At 72.3% G+C, this 20542-nt stretch carries 17 protein-coding genes and 1 pseudogene; 14 read left to right on the top strand and 4 right to left on the bottom strand.

What is annotated here, in order from left to right:
• Window positions 1–83: 83 nt before the first annotated feature.
• Complete coding sequence (locus CG736_RS16035) at window positions 84–1937, top strand: HEAT repeat domain-containing protein (RefSeq protein WP_100586896.1); 1854 nt, start codon at window positions 84–86, stop codon at window positions 1935–1937.
• A gap of 69 nt (window positions 1938–2006) precedes the next feature.
• On the opposite strand, the gene CG736_RS37780 is transcribed toward CG736_RS16035, so the two are convergent.
• Window positions 2007–4322, bottom strand: a complete 2316-nt coding sequence (locus CG736_RS37780) for a glycosyl hydrolase family 18 protein (protein WP_100586895.1) — start codon at window positions 4320–4322, stop codon at window positions 2007–2009.
• 312 nt (window positions 4323–4634) lie between these two features.
• On the opposite strand from CG736_RS37780, the gene CG736_RS16025 reads away from it, so the two are divergent.
• The 3 genes from CG736_RS16025 to CG736_RS16015 all read left to right on the top strand — a co-directional run bounded on the left by CG736_RS16025 (window position 4635) and on the right by CG736_RS16015 (window position 10314).
• Window positions 4635–5726: a HoxN/HupN/NixA family nickel/cobalt transporter gene (locus CG736_RS16025; RefSeq protein ID WP_100587065.1), complete on the top strand. Its 1092-nt coding sequence runs from the start codon at window positions 4635–4637 to the stop codon at window positions 5724–5726.
• Window positions 5727–6116: 390 nt separating this feature from the next.
• Window positions 6117–8513, top strand: coding sequence for an endonuclease/exonuclease/phosphatase family protein (locus CG736_RS16020; RefSeq protein WP_100587064.1), 2397 nt, complete (start codon window positions 6117–6119; stop codon window positions 8511–8513).
• Between the two features lie 142 nt (window positions 8514–8655).
• The gene (locus CG736_RS16015) at window positions 8656–10314 is read left to right on the top strand and encodes an FAD-binding dehydrogenase (RefSeq protein ID WP_100586894.1); all 1659 of its coding nucleotides are present in this window, start codon (window positions 8656–8658) and stop codon (window positions 10312–10314) included.
• 7 nt (window positions 10315–10321) lie between these two features.
• On the opposite strand, the gene CG736_RS16010 is transcribed toward CG736_RS16015, so the two are convergent.
• Window positions 10322–10822, bottom strand: a complete 501-nt coding sequence (locus CG736_RS16010; protein WP_100586893.1) for a DinB family protein — start codon at window positions 10820–10822, stop codon at window positions 10322–10324.
• Window positions 10823–10942: 120 nt separating this feature from the next.
• Here CG736_RS16010 and CG736_RS16005 point away from each other — a divergent pair, with 120 nt between their 5' ends.
• The 3 genes from CG736_RS16005 to CG736_RS15995 all read left to right on the top strand — a co-directional run bounded on the left by CG736_RS16005 (window position 10943) and on the right by CG736_RS15995 (window position 13898).
• Window positions 10943–11722, top strand: coding sequence for an aminotransferase class IV (locus tag CG736_RS16005; RefSeq protein ID WP_100586892.1), 780 nt, complete (start codon window positions 10943–10945; stop codon window positions 11720–11722).
• A 155-nt stretch (window positions 11723–11877) separates the two neighbouring features.
• Window positions 11878–13500 carry a metallophosphoesterase family protein gene (locus tag CG736_RS16000; protein ID WP_100586891.1) on the top strand — a complete coding sequence of 541 codons (1623 nt, stop codon included), beginning with the start codon at window positions 11878–11880 and terminating at the stop codon, window positions 13498–13500.
• 65 nt (window positions 13501–13565) lie between these two features.
• Window positions 13566–13898 carry a YnfA family protein gene (locus CG736_RS15995; protein WP_100586890.1) on the top strand — a complete coding sequence of 111 codons (333 nt, stop codon included), beginning with the start codon at window positions 13566–13568 and terminating at the stop codon, window positions 13896–13898.
• Between the two features lie 7 nt (window positions 13899–13905).
• On the opposite strand, the gene CG736_RS15990 is transcribed toward CG736_RS15995, so the two are convergent.
• Window positions 13906–14397: a hypothetical protein gene (locus tag CG736_RS15990; protein WP_100586889.1), complete on the bottom strand. Its 492-nt coding sequence runs from the start codon at window positions 14395–14397 to the stop codon at window positions 13906–13908.
• A gap of 262 nt (window positions 14398–14659) precedes the next feature.
• On the opposite strand from CG736_RS15990, the gene CG736_RS38610 reads away from it, so the two are divergent.
• Window positions 14660–15088, top strand: coding sequence for a chaplin (locus tag CG736_RS38610; protein ID WP_100586888.1), 429 nt, complete (start codon window positions 14660–14662; stop codon window positions 15086–15088).
• A 155-nt stretch (window positions 15089–15243) separates the two neighbouring features.
• Here CG736_RS38610 and CG736_RS15980 read toward each other — a convergent pair whose 3' ends face one another.
• Window positions 15244–16455, bottom strand: coding sequence for a pyridoxal phosphate-dependent aminotransferase (locus tag CG736_RS15980; protein WP_100586887.1), 1212 nt, complete (start codon window positions 16453–16455; stop codon window positions 15244–15246).
• A 99-nt stretch (window positions 16456–16554) separates the two neighbouring features.
• On the opposite strand from CG736_RS15980, the pseudogene CG736_RS15975 reads away from it, so the two are divergent.
• The 6 genes and pseudogenes from CG736_RS15975 to CG736_RS15950 form a co-directional block, all read left to right on the top strand.
• Window positions 16555–16914: pseudogene (locus CG736_RS15975) on the top strand (winged helix-turn-helix transcriptional regulator); the annotation flags it as partial.
• An 83-nt stretch (window positions 16915–16997) separates the two neighbouring features.
• Window positions 16998–17180 (top strand): hypothetical protein, encoded by a 183-nt coding sequence (locus CG736_RS15970; RefSeq protein ID WP_100586885.1) that lies wholly within the window; start codon window positions 16998–17000, stop codon window positions 17178–17180.
• A 233-nt stretch (window positions 17181–17413) separates the two neighbouring features.
• Window positions 17414–17905, top strand: coding sequence for a hypothetical protein (locus tag CG736_RS15965; protein ID WP_100586884.1), 492 nt, complete (start codon window positions 17414–17416; stop codon window positions 17903–17905).
• A 30-nt stretch (window positions 17906–17935) separates the two neighbouring features.
• Window positions 17936–18442, top strand: a complete 507-nt coding sequence (locus CG736_RS15960; protein WP_100586883.1) for a hypothetical protein — start codon at window positions 17936–17938, stop codon at window positions 18440–18442.
• A 116-nt stretch (window positions 18443–18558) separates the two neighbouring features.
• Window positions 18559–19617 carry a Dyp-type peroxidase gene (locus CG736_RS15955; protein WP_100586882.1) on the top strand — a complete coding sequence of 353 codons (1059 nt, stop codon included), beginning with the start codon at window positions 18559–18561 and terminating at the stop codon, window positions 19615–19617.
• Window positions 19614–20414 (top strand): family 1 encapsulin nanocompartment shell protein, encoded by an 801-nt coding sequence (locus tag CG736_RS15950; RefSeq protein WP_100586881.1) that lies wholly within the window; start codon window positions 19614–19616, stop codon window positions 20412–20414. The genes CG736_RS15955 and CG736_RS15950 overlap by 4 nt, the downstream gene beginning before the upstream one ends.
• Window positions 20415–20542 lie beyond the last annotated feature (128 nt).

Raw genomic sequence — 20542 nt, 5'->3', positions numbered from 1 at the left:
CACCTTCCCGGGTTTCCAAAGCCCCCCTCAAGGGCAGACCAACTGATTCGCCTGTCGGAACTCCCGGCTAGCCTCCTGCGCTCGTGAGATCACCTGAGGAACTGCACCTGACCGACTGGGCATCGCTGGAGCACTCGTACGGGAGCGGCACCGACGTCCCCGGCTGGGTCCGGGCGTTGTACGCCGAGGACGAGGCGGTGGTCGGCAAGGCGCTCGGGGAGCTGTTCGACCGGGCTCTGCATCAGGGGACGGTGTCCTCGGCGGGGGCCGCCGCCGTCCCGTACCTGGCGCATGCCGCGGTGCACGCCGTTCACCGGCGGGACGACGTGCTGGCGTTCATGGCGACGACCGGCGGGGCCGAGGAGGAGTACGAGGGCGAGGAGGAGGAGAGCGGGTTCGAGGACAAGGTGACGGGGCGGACCCTGGCGTCCCGGGAACTCCCGGGCCTGTTGGGCCTGTTGCGCGGCGATCCCGACCCGGAGGTGCGCCGGCAGGTCGTGCGGGTGGCGCGGTGGGCGGCGGGGGAGAGCCGGTCGCTCGCGCTGGACGCGTTGGCGGCGTGTCACCGGGAGGACCCGTCGCCGGCGGTGCGGGCCGAGGCGTTGACGGTGCTGGGCTTCCTCGACGCCGACCCCGGCGGGCGGTTGCGGGCGGCGCTGGAGGACCCCGAGCCCGCCGTCCGGGCCACGGCCGTGCTCGGACTGCTGGAGGGCGCCGGAGCGCCGTACCCGGCGGAGCTGGTGGCGGTCCTGGTGGAGGACGGCGGCGTTCCGGACTTCCGGGTCGGGTGGGGCGAGTGGTTCCCCGGCGTCGGCAACACCGACGACCGGCTGCAGCGGCTGCTCGACGCCGACCCGGAGGCCACCCGGGCCGTCGCCGCCGCCTGGATCGCGGCCGGCGACCACGACGGACGCGGGGCCCGCCGGGCGCTGCGGCTGGCCGCCCGCTGGTACGGCTACCGGGACGAGACCGTCGCGCTGCTGATCGCCGCGCTGCCGCACCAACGCGAGTGGTACTGGCGGATGAAGGTGCTGGACGGCCTCGCCGGCCTGGTCGCGCGCTGCCCCGAGCCCGGCCCGGTCGTCGAGGCGGTGCTGCCGCACACCGTCGACCCGGACCGGCGGATCTCCCGGCCCGCCCAGCTCGCCCTCGGCCGGGCCGGCGACATCCGCCTGCTCACCGCCGTCCCCGAGCCCGACGCCGCCGCGCTCGACGCACTCGCCGCCCGGACCGACGACCTCGCCCTGCGCCGCCGGGCCCTCGCCCCGCACCGGTCCCCGTACGGCGGCGCACTCCACAGCGGCGCGGACGAACTCCTCGACGCGCTCACCCCGGAGAGCGCCGCGCCGCTGCTGCCCGAACTGACCGCGCTGCTGCGCACCTGCCCGGACCCGAAACTCGTCCGCTTCCTCGGCGGGTCCGGCCTCGACGACTCCGAACTCCGTCGAATACTGGGCGAGTTGGCCAATGGCGACGACCGCTGCCTGGCCCCCGCGGCCGCCGTCGCCGCCGCCCGGCTCGGCGCGGACCCCGAGCCCGCGCTGCGGCTGCTCGCCGAACGCGCCGACTGCCTGGCCGAGGCCGCCCTGCTCGGGCCGCTCGGGGCGCCCCTGCTGCCCCTGGTGGAGCGCTGCCTGACGGAAGGCCATGTCCGGCGGCGCGTGGAGGCCGCCGAGGCGCACTGGCGGATCACCGGCGATCCCGCCCGGGCCGTCCCCGTCCTGCTCGCCGCCCTGGACCGGACCGCGGCGGGCGCCTGCGCCCTCGCCGTGCTGCGCCGGATCGGCCGGCCGCTGCCGGGCGAACAACGGGCCCTGGTCGAGGGGTGGTTGGCCACGGACCGGAGTCGGCCGGTCGGCCGGGACCACTACTGGAGCGTGCCGGAGGAGGACCGCCTGCGCGAGGAGGCCCGGCTGCTGCTCGCCGTGCGGGGCTGACCATGGTGACGGCCCGCCGCACCCATGGGGAAGATGCGGCGGGCCGTCCGTTCAGGATCCGACGAGGCGTCAGCCCAGGCTGTTGTAGATGGTGTTCAGCAGGGTGTTGGAGTCGTCGTCGTTCTCCAGGGCGAAGGCGAACATGCCGCCCAGGCCCTTGGACTTGGCGTAGGCCGCGCGGGCCTGGATGGCCTTCGGGTCGTCACCGGTCCAGAAGTTGGTGCCGTCGTAGACCCAGGTGGACTCGGTGATCGGGTCCCAGTGGGTGTTCTGGGCGGTCAGGGTGAGTTCGCGCCAGCTGGCGAGGCCGGCTTCCTGGCTGCCGGGCTTGGCAGGGGTGGCGCCGGTGGCCTTCTGGTAGAGGCCGTAGTTGTTTCCGGCCTGGACGCCGGTCCAGCCGCGGAAGTAGAACGGGATGCCGAGGATGATCTTGTTGGCGGGGAAGCCGCCGGTGATGCCGTACTCGGGCAGGCCGGTGGTGTAGGCCGCCAGCGTGGTGTCCACGTTGTACTTGGCGGTGCCGGGGGTGATCGGCGTGGTCGGGTCGGCGGGGCTGTCGTGCAGCGGGTCCTGGAGGTTGGTCGGACCGGTGGCGTCCCACGAGCCGTGCATGTCGTAGGTCATGACGTCGGCGTAGTCCAGGTACGCGCCGATCTTGTCGGTCTCGATGTACTGGATCTTGTCCTGGCCGGACGGCAGCGCCGCGGTGAGCAGGAACTTCTTGCCGACGCTCGCGCCGTAGCCGTCCAGCTGGCTGCGGAACTCGGCGAGCAGCGCGGTGAAGTTCTGCTTGTCGGCCGCGGAGTAGTGGTTGCCGGTGTGGCCGCCGGCCGAGCCCGGGTACTCCCAGTCGATGTCGATGCCGTCGAAGATGCCCGCGGCGCTGGCCGCGCCGCCGGAGGCGTCACCGGCGACACCGGTCGGCAGGTTGCCCTTGAGGAACATGTCGATGCAGGAGGAGACCAGCTTCTTGCGCGAGGCGTCGGTGGCCGCCGCGTCGGAGAAGTACTTGGAGTAGGTCCAGCCGCCCAGCGACAGGGTGACCCGGAGGTTCGGGTTCTTCGCCTTGAGCTGGCGCAGCTGGTTGAAGTTGCCCTTCAGCGGCTGCTGCCAGTCGTCGGCGGAGCCGTCGACCGAGATCGCGCCGGAGTAGTCCATCTGGTAGTCGGCGTACGCGTCGGCCGCGCCGTCGCCCGCGTTCGGGTTGTCCTCGTGGGTGGCGTCGGAGGCCTTGACGGCCTCGAAGCAGTTGAGGTTGGTCGGGTGGATGTTCTCGAACGCGTAGGAGATGACGTCCAGCTTGCCGGCCGCGCCCGAGGTGTCGACGTTCTTCGGGTAGTAGGCGGCGTCGTACACCGACCACTGGTCGAAGTACGCGGACTTGTACGGCTTGGCGGTGGCGGGCGCGGCGGCGGTGGAGGTGGTCACCGCGGCGGACTGCTGGGAGGCGTGGCCGGCCTTGTCGTACGCCTGGACGGTGAAGGTGTACGAGGTGTTCGGCAGCAGCGAGGAGATCGCGATGGAGGTGCCCATCGAGGTGCCGACCAGCTGGCCCTTCGACCAGACCTTGTAGCCGACGTAGTTGTCGGTGGAGTCGGTCGAGGCGTTCCACTTCAGCACCACCGCGTTGGCGGTGGTCTTCGTGACCGTCACTCCGCCCGGGACGGTGATCTTGCCGTCGCCGCCGGGGCCGTTGCCGGTGCCCGAGCTGGAGCTCGCGGACGGCGACGGCGAGGAGGAGGCGGAGGTGGACGGGCTGGGGGAGGCGCTCTGCGAGGGGCTGGCCGACGCCGAGGCGCTGGCGCTGGAGCTCGCGGAGGTCGAGGGGCTCGGCGAGCCGCCGGTGCCGGGGCCGGTCAGGGCGAGGTCGTCGGCCTGGTAGGCGCCGGCGCCGTACCAGCCGTGGGTGAAGACCGTCACCGAGGTGGTGGTCGCGCCGGTGGTGAAGGTGGTGCTCAGCTGCGTCCAGTTGGTCGCGGCGGGCGTCCAGGTGGAGGCGTTGACGCCGGTGCCGGTGGCGCCCAGGTACACGTAGTTGCCCTTGAGCCAGCCGGCCAGGGTGTACTTGGTGTTCGGCTGGACGGCGACGGTCTGCTGGCACTGGCCGGTGTCCGAGGCCGTGGCGTTGGCGTTCAGCGCGTAGGACCCGCCGTGCACGGGGGTGGTGACCACCGAGCCGTTGGTGCAGGTCCAGCCGCTGAGCGAGCCGGCCTCGAAGTCGCCGTTGGCGAGCAGGTTGACGGTGGCCGCCGAGGCGCTGCCGAGCGAGAGCGCGAGCGCGGTGGAGCCGACCGTCATGGCGGCGGCCACCACGAGGGCGCCGGCGCGTCGCCGGGAGGGGGCCCGGCGCGTCGACCCGGGTGCGGGCGTGGCCCGTTCAAGCATGGAGGAACCTCCGGAGTAGTGGGGTTGTCCGGTAGGTGCGGCGGCCCGACGGGCCCAGGTGGGAGCCTGTGCGCTTGGGGTGAGCGCGTCACCTAGATTGGACTGGACCAATCGCCCGGGTCAAGGATTTCGACTCACGAACCGTCAGGAAGCTTTCCGATCATTCGGGTTGGGGGCGGTCGCGGCCGCGGAACGCGGGCGGGGAGTTTCCCGCCGTTGTGCGCCCTTGGCTCTCAGTTGCATATGACTTGCAATTGCGAGCGGATCGACGGAAGGATGATGCGGCTCACCACCGTCCGGAAGGAAGATCCCATGCCAGCGCCCAGCCGTCTGCGTGACCGGCTCACCCGCGAGGAGTGGATCCGGCTGGCCGGAATGGCCGCGTTCGTCCTCGCCCTGCACGTGGTCGGGTGGTTCACGCTGCTGGCGGTGATCGCCCCCAAGCACTACGACGTCGGCGGCCAGGTGTTCGGCGCGGGCATGGGCCTGACGGCGTACACGCTCGGCATGCGGCACGCCTTCGACGCCGACCACATCGCCGCCATCGACAACACCACCCGCAAGCTGATGGGCCAGGGCAAGCGCCCGCTCTCGGTCGGCTTCTGGTTCTCGCTCGGGCACTCCTCGATCGTCTTCGGCCTGTGCGCCCTGCTGGCGTTCGGCATCCGCTCGCTGGCCGGGCAGGTGGAGTCCGACGACTCCGCACTGCACACGGCGACCGGCCTGATCGGCGTCACCGTCTCCGGCACCTTCCTGGTGCTGATCGGCCTGATCAACCTGGGCGCGTTCAACGGCATCCTGAAGGTGTTCCGGCGGATGCGGCAGGGCGACTTCGACGAGGCCGAGCTGGAGCGCCAGCTCGACAAGCGCGGCTTCCTGAACCGGATCCTCGGCCGGGTCACCCGGGCCGTCACCAAGCCCTGGCACATGTACCCGGTGGGCCTGCTGTTCGGCCTCGGCTTCGACACCGCCACCGAGGTGTCGCTGCTGGTGCTGGCCGGCGGTGCGGCCGCGTTCTCGCTGCCCTGGTACGCGCTGCTGGTGCTGCCGATCCTGTTCGCGGCGGGCATGAGCCTGCTGGACACCATCGACGGCTCGTTCATGAACTTCGCCTACGAGTGGGCGTTCTCCAAGCCGGTCCGCAAGATCTACTACAACCTCACCGTCACCGGCCTGTCGGTGCTGGTGGCGCTGGTGATCGGCGTGATCGAGCTGGTCGGCCTGCTGGCCGAGAAGCTGGACATCACCTCCGGCCCGATCGGCTGGATCGGCTCGCTCGACCTCAACCTGGTCGGCTACGTGATCGTCGGCCTGTTCGTGGTCACCTGGGCCGGCGCGATGGCGTTCTGGAAGTTCGGCAAGGTCGAGCAGAAGTGGTCGGCGGGCCTGCGCGAGCAGTCCTGACCGACGCGGCGTCAGCCGGCAAGGGGCACCCGGCGGGTGCCCCTTTCGCATGTGCGGGGGCCGGAACGCTCCGGGCCGGGCGCCCCTTTCGCACGCGCAGTGGCCGGAACGCTCCGGGCCGGGTGGTCAGGCGTACCCGCTCGGTGGCGAGAAGTTCACGTCAAGACCCTTGTCGGGTCAACTTCTACGCGCGTATCTTTCTGGCTGGATCTACGCGAGTTGCTGTTCGGGGCCCGCCCGGCAGGGCCGGAGAGGCCCCGGCAGTCAGCATCCTGACGAACCCTCAACGCCACCCGGCGCCCACGTGACGGCGACCGGGACACGGTCCTGCCACGAAGGAGCCCCGCCAAGGTGCCCAGCCCCACCCCCGCCCGCCGCTCCCGCCGCGCGCTGCTGCGCGTCACCGCGCCGGTCGCGGTCGCCGCCTCCCTGGTCCTCGTCCCGCTGCCGGGCGCGTTCGCCGCGCCGTCCACCGGCGCGGTGATCGCCGAGGTGTACGGCGGCGGCGGCAACTCCGGTGCGACGCTGAAGAACGACTTCATCGAGCTCGGCAACCCGACCGGCGCCGCCTTCGGCCTGGCCGGCTACAGCGTGCAGTACCTGCCCGGCAGCCCCGGCGCCTCCACCCAGTGGGGCGTCACCCCGCTGAACGGCTCGATCCCGGCCGGCGGCCGCTACCTGATCGCCGAGGCGCCCGGCGCCGGCGGCACCGTGGACCTCCCGGCCGCCGACGCCAGCGGCAGCCTGGCGCTGTCCGCCACCTCCGGCACCGTCGCGCTGGTCAACGGCACCGCGCCGCTGAGCTGCAAGACCGCCGCCGACTGCGCCGCGGACTCGCGGATCGTCGACCTGGTCGGCTTCGGCACCGCCGTGGTCCGCGAGGGCAGCGGCCCGGCCGCGGGCGCGTCCAACTCCGCCTCGGTCGCGCGCGGTTCCTCGCTCGCCGACACCGACGACAACGCCAAGGACCTCACCGCGGGCGACCCGACCCCGGTCAACTCCAAGGGCCAGACCACCGGCGGCGGCACCGTCCCCGGCGGCGGTGGCACGCCCGTCCCCGGCGACGTGCGCATCCACGACATCCAGGGCACCACCCGGATATCGCCGCTGAACACCAAGACCGTCACCAACGTGCCCGGCATCGTCACCGGCGTGCGCGGCTACGGCACCAAGGGCTTCTGGATCCAGGACCCCAACGCGGACGACAACCCGGCCACCAGCGAGGCCGTGTTCGTCTACACCGGCTCCGCCAACCCGACCGTCAAGGTCGGCGACTCGGTGCTGGTCACCGCCAAGGTGAGCGAGTACTACCCGAACAGCTCGGGCGGCTCGCAGTCGGTCACCGAGCTGACCGGCCCCAAGGTCACCGTGCTGTCCTCCGGCAACGCCGTCCCCGCGCCCGTGGTGCTGGACGCCGCCGCCATCCCGGCCGCGTACGCGCCGGACGCCGCCGGCGGCTCGATCGAGAACCTGCCGCTGGACCCGTCGAAGTACGCCCTCGACCTGTACGAGTCGCTGGAGGGCATGAACGTCGAGGTCCGCGACGTGCCCGTGGTGCAGGCGACGGACAAGTACCACGAGCTGTGGGTGGACGCCGCCTCGACCGACCCGCGGACCAACCGCGGCGGCGTGGTCTACCTCGGCTACGACAAGCCGAACAACGGCCGGATCATGATCCAGTCGCTGCCGCCGCTGACCGAGCAGCCGTTCCCGGTCGCCAACGTCGGCGACAAGCTGACCGGCTCCACCGCCGGCCCGCTCGACTACAACCAGTTCGGCGGCTACACCATCGCCGCGAACACCGTCGGCACCGTCCAGGACAACGGCCTGCAGCGCGAGGTCGCCGACCGGGCGCTGCCCAGCGAACTCTCCATCGCCACCTACAACGTGGAGAACCTCGCCCCCGGCGACGCCGACGCCAAGTACACCGAGCTCGCCCAGGCCGTGGTCACCAACCTGCGCTCGCCCGACATCGTCGCCCTGGAGGAGATCCAGGACAACAGCGGCGCCGTCGACGACGGCACGGTGGACGCCTCGGTCACCGTGCAGAAGTTCATCGACGCGGTCAAGGCCGCCGGCGGCCCCGCCTACGACTGGCGCTCCATCGACCCGGTGAACGACAAGGACGGCGGCCAGCCCGGCGGCAACATCCGCCAGGTGTTCCTGTTCAACCCCGACCGGGTCTCCTTCACCGACATCCCCGGCGGCGACTCCACCACCGCCGTCGACGTCACCGGCACCGGCAAGCGCACCTCGCTGACCGCCTCGCCCGGCCGCATCGACCCGAACAACGACGCCTGGAACAGCAGCCGCAAGCCGCTGGTCGGCCAGTTCAGCTTCCACAACAAGGCGGTCTTCGTGATCGCCAACCACTTCAACAGCAAGGGCGGCGACCAGGGCATCGACAGCCGCTTCCAGGCCCCGAACCGCAGCTCCGAGGTGCAGCGGCAGCAGCAGGCCGCCGTCGAGCAGGCCTTCGTCGCCAAGCTGGAGGCCGCCGACCCGGACGCCCGGGTCGTCTCGCTCGGCGACTTCAACGACTACCAGTTCTCGCCCGCGCTGCAGACCCTCACCAAGGGCGGCGTGCTCCGCGACCTGGTGAACGACCTGCCCGCGAGCGAGCGCTACTCGTACGTCTACCAGGGCAACTCGCAGGTGCTCGACCACATCCTGGTCAGCCCCGCGTTCAAGCGGCAGCACGTCCGCTACGACGTGGTGCACATCAACAGCGAGTTCGCCGTGCAGGCCTCCGACCACGACCCGCAGGTGGTCCGGGTCAAGCCCTGACGGCTCGCCGGGCCTTCGTCGGGAGCCCTCGTCCTGCTGCTTCTCGGGCGGGGCGGGGGCTCCCGCGTTGTTACCGGTGGGTTGACCTGGGGGCCGGGTGGCCGCAGGATCGGGGCTCACTGTCTTTGGGAAGGATCCCCGGATGGCCCTCGACGCCGACGTCATCGTGATCGGAGCCGGCCTGGCGGGCCTGGCCGCCACCGCCGAACTCGCCGACGCCGGGCGGCGCGTCATCCTGCTCGACCAGGAACCCGCCGGGTCGCTCGGCGGCCAGGCGCACTGGTCCTTCGGCGGGCTCTTCCTGGTCGACTCGCCCGAACAGCGCCGGATGCGGATCAAGGACTCCCGCGAACTCGCCTGGCAGGACTGGCTCGGCACCGCAGGCTTCGACCGCCCCGAGGACGCGTGGGCGCGCCGCTGGGCCGAGGCGTACGTCGACTTCGCGGCCGGCGAGAAGCGGGCCTGGCTGCACGGCCTCGGCGTGCGGCTGTTCCCGGTGGTCGGCTGGGCCGAACGCGGCGGGCTGCTGGCCAGCGGCCCCGGCAACTCCGTCCCGAGGTTCCACATCACCTGGGGCACCGGGCCCGGCCTGGTCGAACCGTTCGTCCGCCGGGTCCGCGACGCCGTCCGGGCCGGCCGGGTCACCCTCCGCTTCCGGCACCGCGTCACCGGCCTCTCCGCGAGCGGCGGCTCGCTCGACACCGTCACCGGGGAGATCCTCGCGCCGTCCGCCGTGCCGCGCGGCGAAGCCAGCTCCCGGGCCGTCGCCGGGCAGTTCGAACTGCGCGCCCAGGCCGTGATCGTCGCCTCCGGCGGCATCGGCGGCAACCACGACAAGGTCCGCGCCGCCTGGCCCGAACGGCTCGGCACCCCGCCCGCCCGGCTGCTCTCCGGCGTTCCCGCGCACGTCGACGGCCTGATGCTGGACGTCGCCGCCGCGGCCGGCGCCGGCCTGATCAACGGCGACCGGATGTGGCACTACACCGAGGGCATCGAGAACTGGAACCCGATCTGGGCCCGGCACGGCATCCGCATCCTGCCCGGCCCGTCCTCGCTCTGGCTGGACGCCACCGGCGCCCGGCTGCCCGTCCCGCTGTTCCCCGGCTTCGACACCCTCGGCACCCTCGACCACATCATGCGCACCGGGTACCAGCACACCTGGTTCGTGCTCACCCAGAAGATCATCGAGAAGGAGTTCGCGCTCTCCGGCTCCGAACAGAACCCCGACCTGACGGGACGTTCGATCCGGCGGGTGCTCGGCCGGGCGCTGCCCGGGGCGCCCGGGCCGGTCGAGGCCTTCAAGCAGCACGGCGCGGACTTCGTGGTGGCCGCCACGCTGGAGGAACTCGTGCGGGGCATGAACGAGCGCCAGGACGGCGCCCCTCCCGTCGACGCCGTCGCGCTGCGGACGGAGATCGAGGCCCGCGACCGCGAGATCGCCAACCCCTTCGGCAAGGACCTCCAGGTCACCGCCATCCACGGCGCCCGCCGCTACCTCGGCGACAAGCTGATCCGCACCGCGACCCCGCACCGCCTGCTCGACCCCGCGGCCGGACCGCTGATCGCCGTCCGGCTGCACATCCTCACCCGCAAGTCGCTGGGCGGCCTCCACACCGACCTCGACTCCCGCGTCCTGCAGCCGGACGGCTCGGTGCTGGACGGCCTCTACGCGGCGGGCGAGGCGGCCGGCTTCGGCGGCGGCGGCATCCACGGCTACCGCTCCCTCGAAGGCACCTTCCTCGGCGGCTGCCTCTTCACCGGCCGCACCGCCGGCCGGGCCGCGGCCGCCGCCACCGCCTGATCCCCCGCTACCGCCCGGTCGCGCCGTCGATCTGCTCCCGCAGGATGTCGGCGTGACCGGCGTGCCGGGCCGTCTCGCCGGTCATGTGGGCCAGCACCCACCGCACCGAGAGCAGCTCGTCGTTGACCGGCACCGCCACCGGACGCGACAGGTCGGCGGACGCGCCGATCACCGCGTCGCTCGCCGCGACGGCCTCCGCGTAGGCGGCCAGCACCTGCTCGGCACCCACCCCGGCCGGCACGTCCATGGTGAAGTCGACCTCCGCGTACGTCAGGTCGCCCGCCACGTGGTGCCCGAACCAGTACCGCTCGGACGCGGTGAGGTGCTGCACCAGACCCAGCAGGTTGGTCCCCGTCCCGACCAGGACCCGGCGCAGCTGCTCCTCCGTCAGCCCCTCGGTCTTCTTCACCACGCACTCCCGGGCGAACCCCAGGAAGGCCAGCGAGGTGTCGAGTTCGCTGCTGTCGTTGAACGGTACGGGGCGGCGCTGGGTCTCGGTCGCAGTCATCCCGCGAACCTATCCGTCCCGCCGCGCGGGTCGCACCGGGATTTCCGGGCGGTCGGCGGGCGGTGCCGCGTGGGCGGCCCTGCGGGCGCGGAGAATGGGGGCGTGAGCGAAGGAGTCGTGGTGGCGGAGTTGGACGGGCGGCCGGTGGCGGCCGGGGAGTTGCAGGCGCTGGCGCTGACGAACTACGGGCACTTCACCACGATGCTGGTGGAGGACGGCCGGGTGCGGGGGCTGGAGTTGCACCTGGCGCGGTTGGAGCGGGACTGCGCGGCGGTGTTCGGGGCGCGGCCGGACCGGGGGCGGGTGCGCGAGTTGGTGCGGCGGCAGGTGCCGGCGCGCGGGGCGGTGGTGGTGCGGGTGACGTTGTTCGATCCGGGGATGGACCTGGGGAGCGTCGGGGGACCGGCCGATCCGCGGGTGCTGGTGACGGCGCGTCCGGCGGGGAGCGGGGCGCCGGGGGCGGTGCGGGTGCGGACGGCGGGGTACCGGCGGGACCTGCCGGAGGTGAAGAGCGTGGCGCTGTTCGGGGTGCTGCGGCAGCGGCGGCTCGCCCGGCAGGCGGGGTTCGACGACGCGCTGTTCGTGGACGCGGAGGGCGGGTTGACGGAGGGCACGACGTGGAACGTCGGGTTCCTGCGCGACGGCGAGGTGGTGTGGCCGCAGGGGGAGTACCTGACGGGCACCGCGATGACGCTGCTGCGCGGGGCGTGCGGCGGGGAGTTCGCTAGGGTGGGGAGGGAACTCGCGGGCGTGGACGCGGTGTTCGCCACCAATGCGACGACCGGCGTGCGGGCGGTCGCGGCGGTGGACGGCCGGGAGTTCGACGTCCGGGAGGCCGAGGCGGCGGGGCTGGCGAGGCTGCGGGCGGCGTACCTGGCGGTGCCGGGCGACCCGCTGTGAGCAGCGACGATGCGCCATGATCGGGCCGGTGCGCGCTTCGCGTCGGCAGCTTTACCAACACATGGTCTGATCATGTGCTCGGCCAGACCGACACGATGACGGTCGTTCACCGAGCATCAGGGTGACGGCCATCGGCCGCTGGCAGTCTCCCGCGCATGGATATCCCGAACATGGGCGTGCCCGCCCAGCTGGCCGCCCGCATGAACATGGCGGAGCAGCACGAGTACCTCCGCAGCAAGCTCTCCCGCCGCACCCTGCTGCGCTCCAGCGCGGTGACGGTCGGCGCGCTGGCCGTCGGCGGGGCGCTGGGCTCCGGCACGGCGTTCGCCGACCCGGCCGTGAAGCAGAGCGGCACGACGGACGCGGTGTCCGGTTCGCTGGTGGCCCCGGTCGGCCGCCACCTGCAGTTCGGCGCCGACGCCGACACCCAGATGCGGGTGTCCTGGCAGGTGCCGGCGCCGGTGAAGAAGCCGTTCCTGCGCTTCGGCCGGCACCCGTGGGAGCTCAGCCACAAGATCGAGGCCGAGGTCCGGGCGCTGCACACCCCCGCGCTGGTCGACGGCGCCACCCCGGTCGACCAGTACTACCTGCACGTGGAGCTGAACCACCTTCAGCCCGGCACCACCTACTACTACGGCGTCGGCCACGAGGGCTTCGACCCGGCCTCGCAGCAGGCGATCTCCACCCTGCAGACCTTCACCACCGCGCCGTCCCGCCACGGCCGGCGGGGCCGTCCGTTCGAGCCGTTCACCTTCACCGCCTTCGGCGACCAGGGCGTCTCCTCGCACGCGGCCGGCAACGACCACGTCATCCTGGCCCAGCAGCCGGTGTTCCACCTGCACGCCGGCGACATCTGCTACGCCGACCCGATGGGCCAGGGCAAGGACAGCGACCGGGTCGCGTTCAACGCGCTGACCTGGGACGCGTTCCTGGCGCAGACCGAGACGGTGGCGGCGAAGGTCCCGTGGATGGTCGCCTACGGCAACCACGACATGGAGGCCTGGTACTCGCACAACGGGTACGGCGGCGACGACGCCCGCTTCACCCTGCCGACCAACGGCCCGGACCCGCGCACGGCGCCCGGCGTCTACTCCTTCACCTACGGCAACGTCGGCGTCGTCTCGCTGGACGCCAACGACGTGTCCTACGAGATCCCGGCCAACCTGGGCATCACCGCGGGCCGGCAGACCGAGTGGCTGGAGCGCAAGCTGCGCGAGCTGCGCGCGGACGAGGCGATCGACTTCGTGGTGGTGTTCTTCCACCACTGCGCCTTCTCCACCACCCACCAGCACGCCTCCGACGGCGGCGTCCGGGACGCCTGGGTGCCGTTGTTCGAGAAGTACCGGGTGGACCTGGTCATCAACGGCCACAACCACGTGTACGAGCGCACCGACGCGATCCTCGGCAACAAGGTCAACAAGGCGGTGCCGAGCGGCGCGAGCATCGACCCGTCCAAGGACGGCGTGGTGTACGTGACCGCCGGTGCGGCCGGCCGCAGCCTGTACTCGTTCGACGCCCCCGACACCTACGAGGGCCACGAGAACCACCAGGACGAGGTGGTCACGTACCACTTCGACAAGGGCAGCGTGAAGGTCGCGGAGACCGTGCAGTGGTCGCGGGTCCGCTACACCGGCTACTCGTTCATCAAGGTGGACGTCACCCCGGCGCACCGCGGCGCGACCAGCAGCATGAAGGTCACCGCGCTGGCCGAGGACGGCACCCGGATCGACCACTACTCGATCACCCGCCGGGCGGGCCGCAGCGAGCACGGCCACTGAGGGCCGGCGAGGTCCCCGGACCCGGTGCTGTCGGGCCCGGGGACCTCGCCGTCTAGGGTGGTGCGGTGAGTACCGTCCGCTCGATCACGTTGTTCACGCTGGCCGCGCTGCTGGAGATCGGCGGCTGCTGGCTGGTCTGGCAGTCCGTCCGCGAGTCCCGCCCGTGGTGGCTGGCCGGTCTCGGCGTGCTCGCGCTCGGACTGTACGGCTTCACCGCCGCCCTCCAGCCGGACGCCAACTTCGGCCGGGTGCTGGCCGCGTACGGCGGCGTCTTCGTGGCGGGCTCCCTGCTGTGGGGCGTCGTCGTGGACGGCTTCCGCCCCACCCGCTGGGACGTGCTGGGCGCGCTGATCTGCCTGGCCGGCGTCGGTGTGATCATGTACGGCCCGCGACGCTGACCGACCGTCAGCCCGCCACCCAGCGCCAGCCGTTCTTGTCCTCGCACCGGATGGTCCGCCCCGAGGCGTCCGTGCCCGCCACCCCGTGGTCCGAGGCCCGGCAGAACTGGCCCGCCTTGTAGCAGTTCCCCGCGTTCGACAGCGGGTGGCAGCCCGCCTGCTCCGGCGCGTGGGTGGGGTCGGCCGGCGGCTTGGCGGTGGTGGCCTTCGGTGCCGGCTCCGGCGCCTTGGTGGTCGGCGCCGGCGCCGGAGCCTGCGTGGTCGGCTCGACGGTCGGCGTGGGAGTGGGGCTCGGCGACGGCGTCGGGGACGGGCTCGGACTCGGGCTCGGCGGCGGTGTGGGGGAGTCGCTGGGGGACGGCGCACTGCTGCTGACAGCAGCGGGCGAGCCGGTCGTGGCCGGCGCGACGTCGGTGGGATCGCAAGCGGTGGCGAACAGCGCGGCGGCGAGCAGCGCACCGGCCGCGGAGGCCCGGCGCAGGCGGAGGGAGAAGGACAAGACGGCTCATCTCGGAGGGTCGGCGTGGACGGGACGCCATCCTTCCGAGTGTGCGCGAGCCGTGGAGTTCGAGTGATGGGTTCGTTATCGATCGGCAATCCGGTCGCGGCGCAGCAGTCTTGAGGCGTCGGGGACCGGACGCGTCCACGGCTCGCTCCGATCAGTGGTGATGCCTCCGTCGGTGACGGGAGACACCTCCGACCGGGCGACGATGCAGCCGCGTCTCACCGGGTTGGGGAGGATGATCGGATAGTTCCTTTGCATGACCAACTCCAGGAAGTACCTCGCAGCTGCCGGCCTCACTGCCGCGCTTGTCGTCCTCCCCACGAGCTCCGCCACCGCCCATGGACACGGTTCCGGCCACGCCGCGTCCGCCTCGCCCGTGGGCACGTTGTGCATCAACTCGGGCGACGCGGTCGCCAATGGCATCGCCGCCGGATCGCCGGGCGTGCTGTCCGGCAACCAGATCCAGATCCCCGTCAACATCCAGGCCAACGTCTGCGGCAACACCATCGACATCGTCGGCCTGCTCAACCCGGGCGGCGGAGGCGGCAACGGCGGCGGCGGCAACAACGGAGGCGGCAACGGTGGGGGAGGGAACAACGGCGGGGGCAACAACGGCGGGGGCAACAACGGCGGTGGGAGCGGGAACAACGGCGGGGGCAACAGCGGCGGGGGCGCGAACAGCTAGTAATCCAGCTGCGCCTCTTCGTTCCTGCTGGTCAATGGCCTCGGAGTGGGGCGCAGCGGTGTGGAGGCGTGCCGGGGACGGCCCTGCCGGGCATGGACGGTCGGGGCCCGGCCGGGACGGCGGGCGCCCCGGCCGTCGGCTGACCGCCGCCGCGGCTATTGGCGGTAGGTGGCGAGGAAGCGGCCGATGCGGTTGATGGCCGTCTCCAGGTCGTCGGCCCGGGGGAGGGTGACGAAGCGGAAGTGGTCGGGGCGGGGCCAGTTGAAGCCGGTGCCCTGGACGATGTGGATCTTCTCGCGGAGCAGCAGGTCGAGGACGAAGCGCTCGTCGTCGACGATCCGGTGGACGGCGGGGTCGAGCCGGGCGAAGGCGTACAGCGCGCCGCGCGGCTTGACGCAGGAGACGCCGGGGATCTCGTTCAACGCGCGCCAGGTGACGTCGCGCTGCTCGGTGAGGCGGCCGTTCGGCAGGACGAGGTCGTCGATGGACTGCCGGCCGCCGAGCGCGGCCTGGACGGCGTACTGGGCGGGCACGTTGGGGCACAGGCGCATGCCGGCCAGCATGGTGAGGCCCTCCAGGTAGTCCTTGGCGTGCTGCTTGGGGCCGGAGACCACCAGCCAGCCGCTGCGGAACCCGGCCACCCGGTAGGACTTGGAGAGGCCGTTGAAGGTGAGGGTGAGGACGTCGTCGGCGAGGGCGGCCAGGCAGTGGTGCTCGACGCCGTCGTAGAGGATCTTGTCGTAGATCTCGTCGGCGAAGACCATCAGGTTGTGGCGGCGCGCCAGGTCCAGCAGGCCCTCGAGGAGTTCCTTCGGGTAGACCGCGCCGGTCGGGTTGTTCGGGTTGATCACCACGATCGCCTTGGTGCGGTCGGTGATCTTGGCGGCGATGTCGTCCAGGTCGGGGAACCAGTCGGACTCCTCGTCGCACAGGTAGTGCACCGCCTTGCCGCCGGCGAAGGTCACCACCGCCGTCCACAGCGGGTAGTCCGGCATCGGGACGAGCACCTCGTCGCCGTTGTCGACCAGCGCCTGCACGCTCATCTGGATCAGCTCGGAGACGCCGTTGCCGAGGTAGACGTCGTCCACGGTGACGCTCGGGACGCCGCGCTGCTGGTAGTACTGCACCACGGCGCGGCGGGCCGGCAGGATGCCGCGGGAGTCGCTGTAGCCGTGCGCGTTGGTGAGGTTGCGGATGATGTCCTGGACGATCTCCTCGGGGGCCTCGAAGCCGAACGGCGCCGGGTTGCCGGTGTTCAGTCGCAGGACGCTGTGGCCGGCCTCCTCCAGGGCGTTGGCGGTGTCGACGACCGGGCCGCGGATCTCGTAGCAGACGTCCTTCAGCTTGCTGGACTGGCGAAACTCCATCAGCGGCCTCCCGACCCGTCACCGAGCCCCTGCGGCCGGCTTGCTTCGTTCTACCAAGTAGGGACTTGGAAAGTCCAACCTCTTGGCTATGCTGACGGCATGCCACGCCGAAGCTACGACCAGTACTGCGCCGTCGCCCGCGCCCTGGACGCGGTCGGAGAACGCTGGAGTCTCCTGATCGTCCGTGAACTCCTCGGCGGACCGCGCCGCTACACCGACCTGCACGCCGACCTGCCGGGCGTCTCCACCGACATCCTGGCCACCCGCCTCAAGCAACTGGAGGCCGAGGGGCTGATCGAGCGCCGACGGCTGGAGCGCCCCGCCAACGCCACGGTCTACCAGCTCACCGACCGCGGCGCCGAGCTGCGACCCGTCATCGAGGCGCTCGCCCACTGGGGCGCCCCGGAACTCGGCGAACCCCGCCCCACCGACGCCTTCCGCGGCCACTGGTATGCCGTCAACTGACTTGTGAAGGCGACTATTTGGGTACGCTGAGAAGGTCCGGGCGCAACCGGTCGTCCGGAGACGAACGGGGGTCCACCATGCCACGGCTGATCGAAATCGCCGTCTCCGCCGCCCGCGCGGCCGCCCGCCCCTTTCGCAGTCGGCGCCCCGCCCACGACCACGCCGAGGCCCACCGCGCCGAGGTCGCCCGGGACGCCGCGGCGGCCCGCCACCACCGGTCCGCCAACCACAGCTGGACGGGCGGCGGGCCGGCCCAGTAGCGGCGGTAGACAGGTGTCGCGGCGAGGGTGGAACGGGACATGAACGCCCTCCGGGAGGGGTCGGGCTGCGCCCCGTCGCCGACGGCCGGAGCGGGCCATCGACCGGGCGGGCGCGGTGCCGAGGTGGTCCTTGCGCGTCGTTCGCAGCCGGACTGACTGCTCGTCGGATCGAAGTGGGCGGCCGACCCGGAGCGCGCGGCGGGCCGTCGGAGCCGTGTGCTTGGCTGGCCGCCATGGACGACTCCTCACGCATGTGGATCACCGCCGTACCGCCGTTCGGCCCGGACGACGTCGGGGTGCTGCTGTCGGTGGACACCGACTCGGCCGACCCCGGGGAGCGGATCGCCTGTCAGCTGCTGAACCGCGGCCACGAGGGCGAGGAGGGCGTGTTCTACCTGCTGCCCTTCGACCTGTCCGCCCGCTACGCCCGGACCGGCGACCGGCTGTCCGTCGCGCTGGTCGCGCCGCGGGCGGTGCTCGGCGAGGAACTGGCCGAACAGGCCGAGCTGTTGGACGCGTTCGCCGATGCCCCGACTGAGGGCGAGGAGGAGTGGGTGACGCTGCTGCGGCGCGAACTGGTCACCGACTTCGTGCCGGCCGAGCAGGACGGCGAGAAGCAGGCGGTGCTGCTGATCGACCACGTCGGGCCGGTGGATACGCCGGCCGGGCTGTTCGACCGCTTCGAGGCGGGGGAATCAGGGATGGCGGTGCTCAACGCCCAGTAGCGGGGCGGGATGTGGGAACGGGGGAGACTCGTGCAGGAGACCGATCGGTCGCGCGCGCTGGCCGGGTTCACGGCCGCAGCCGTCGGGACGGGCATCGGGCTGGCCCTGATCCTGCTGTTCTGGGCCGGCTCTGCGCTGTTCGGCGACGGCGGGCTCCCGTCGTCGATCGTGGGCCTGACGATCCTTCCGGTGGGCGGTCCGATCAGCTCGATCTGGGAACGCCGGCCGGTGAACCGGCGGCCCGCCCTGCTGGTCGCACTGCTCCTGTTCCTGCTGGTCACCGTGGTCCTGGCCGCCCTCGGCGACACCTACGCCGAGGACGGCGAGGCGGGCCTCGGTTGGGCGGCGTTCGGCCACCTCCCCGGCGTGCTGTTGGCCGGCGCGGTCTTCGGCGCGCTGTGCGGCGAAGCGGCCGACGAACCGGGTCGGCACTGGCTGCGGTTCACCGGCCGCAGCCGCCGCCTCCACCTCGCCGTGTACGGCGGCCTGGCGGTCCTGTCCGCACTCGCCGTCGCGGCGATGGTCGCCAGCGGCTGACGCGCGGGGCTCGGTCCAGGTCCGGGACACGCCCGATTCAGGCGCTATGGCAGAGTCTCCAACCTTTTGCCCGGTATGGTCGGCGGGCGTCCGCACGTCCCCCTGGAGCATCCGCCATGCCGCAGCCCCAACCGGTCCTCGCCGATCTGACCGGGGCCGCCGTGTTCCTGGTGCTCACCGTCGAGGAGGGCGGCGAACAGGCCGTCCGCGACCTGCTGCCCGACCTCGGCGGGCTGGCCCGCTCGGTGAGCACCCGCGCCCCGCACGACGGGCTGTCGCTGGTGGTCGGCATCGGCTCGGACGCCTGGGACCGCCTGTTCGCCGGGCCCCGCCCCGCCGGCCTGCACCCATTCGAGGAACTGGCCGGCCCCCGGCACCTCGCCCCCGCCACCCCCGGCGACCTGCTGCTGCACGTCCGCGCCGAACGCATGGACCTGTGCTTCGAGTTGGCCACCCGGATCACCGGCCGGCTGGGCGCCGCGGTGAGCGTCGTCGACGAGACGCACGGCTTCCGGTACTTCGACTGCCGCGACCTGATCGGCTTCGTCGACGGCACCGAGAACCCGGTCGGCCGGGCCGCCGCCGACGCAGTGCTGATCGGCGACGAGGACCCGGCGTTCGCCGGCGGCTCCTACGTCGTCGTGCAGAAGTACCTGCACGACATGGACGGTTGGAACGCGCTCAGCACCGAACGCCAGGAACTGATCATCGGGCGCACCAAGCTCGACAACATCGAACTGGACGACGCCGTCAAGCCCGCCGACTCGCACGTCGCGCTGAACACCGTCACCGGGCCGGACGGCGAAGGGGTCGACATCTGGCGGCTGAACATGCCGTTCGGCTCGTTCACCGAGGGCGGCGAGTGCGGCACCTATTTCATCGGCTACGCCCGCGACCCGTGGGTGACCGAGGAGATGCTCCGCAACATGTTCCTCGGCCGCGGACCGGCCGCCCACGACCGGCTGCTGGACTTCTCCACCCCCGTCACCGGGACCCTCTTCCACGTCCCGAGCGCCGACTTCCTGAGCGACCCGCCGCCCGCGCCCGGCACCGCGGCCGCCCGCGCGCAGGCCGACGCCCCGTCGGCACCCCAGCCACCGGCCCCGTCCGCGAACCCGGCGGTCCGGGACGGCAGTCTCCGCATCGGCAGCCTGAAGAGGAGTCCCTCACCGTGAACAACCTGCACCGCGAGCTGGCGCCCGTCTCCGCCGCCGCCTGGGCCGAAATCGAGGAGGAGGCCCGGCGGACCTTCACCCTGCACCTGGCCGGCCGCCGGGTGGTCGACCTGCTCGGCCCCGACGGGCCGGAACTCGCCGCGGTCGGCACCGGCCACCTCGCCGACATCGCGGCCCCCACCAACGGCGTCCAGGCCCGCGCCCGGGAGTGCCGGCCGCTGGTCGAACTGCGCGTCCCGTTCACCGTCACCCGGGCCGCCGTCGACGACGTCGAACGCGGCTCCAAGGACTCCGACTGGGACCCGGTCAAGGACGCCGCCCGCACCATCGCCCTCGCCGAGGACCGCGCCCTCTTCGACGGCTACGCCGCCGCCGGCATCACCGGCATCCGCGACGGCTCCAGCAACCACCCCGTCGCCCTGCCCGCCGACGTCCGCGACTACCCCAACGCCGTCAGCCGCGCCCTCACCGCGCTGCGCCTGGCCGGCGTCGGCGGCCCCTACTCCCTGCTGCTCGGCGCCGACACCTACACCGCCGTCAACGAGACCTCCGACCACGGCTACCCCGTCCACAACCACCTCGCCCGCCTCCTCGACGGCGAGATCATCTGGGCCCCCGCCGTCGAGGGCGCCATCCTGCTCTCCACCCGCGGCGGCGACTTCGAACTCCACCTCGGCGAGGACCTGTCGATCGGCTACCTCTCCCACGACGACACCACCGTCCACCTCTACCTCCAGGAGTCCCTCACCTTCCAGCTCCACACCCCCGAGGCCTCGGTGTCGCTCACCTCCGCCTGACTAACTGGGGTGATCGGAACGGGAGTTGACGCCAAGAGGGATGGAATCAGGCCAATGGCGAAGGGAGGCTTCCGGGTCTCCGGCGGGGGGCGCACCATATGAGGCACGCAGGGACGTCCGGTGCTGAG

Source organism: Kitasatospora sp. CB02891, assembly GCF_002803145.1.
In the GTDB taxonomy this organism is placed as follows: Bacteria; Actinomycetota; Actinomycetes; order Streptomycetales; family Streptomycetaceae; genus Kitasatospora; species Kitasatospora griseola.
This window is presented reverse-complemented; position numbering and strand designations above follow the sequence as displayed.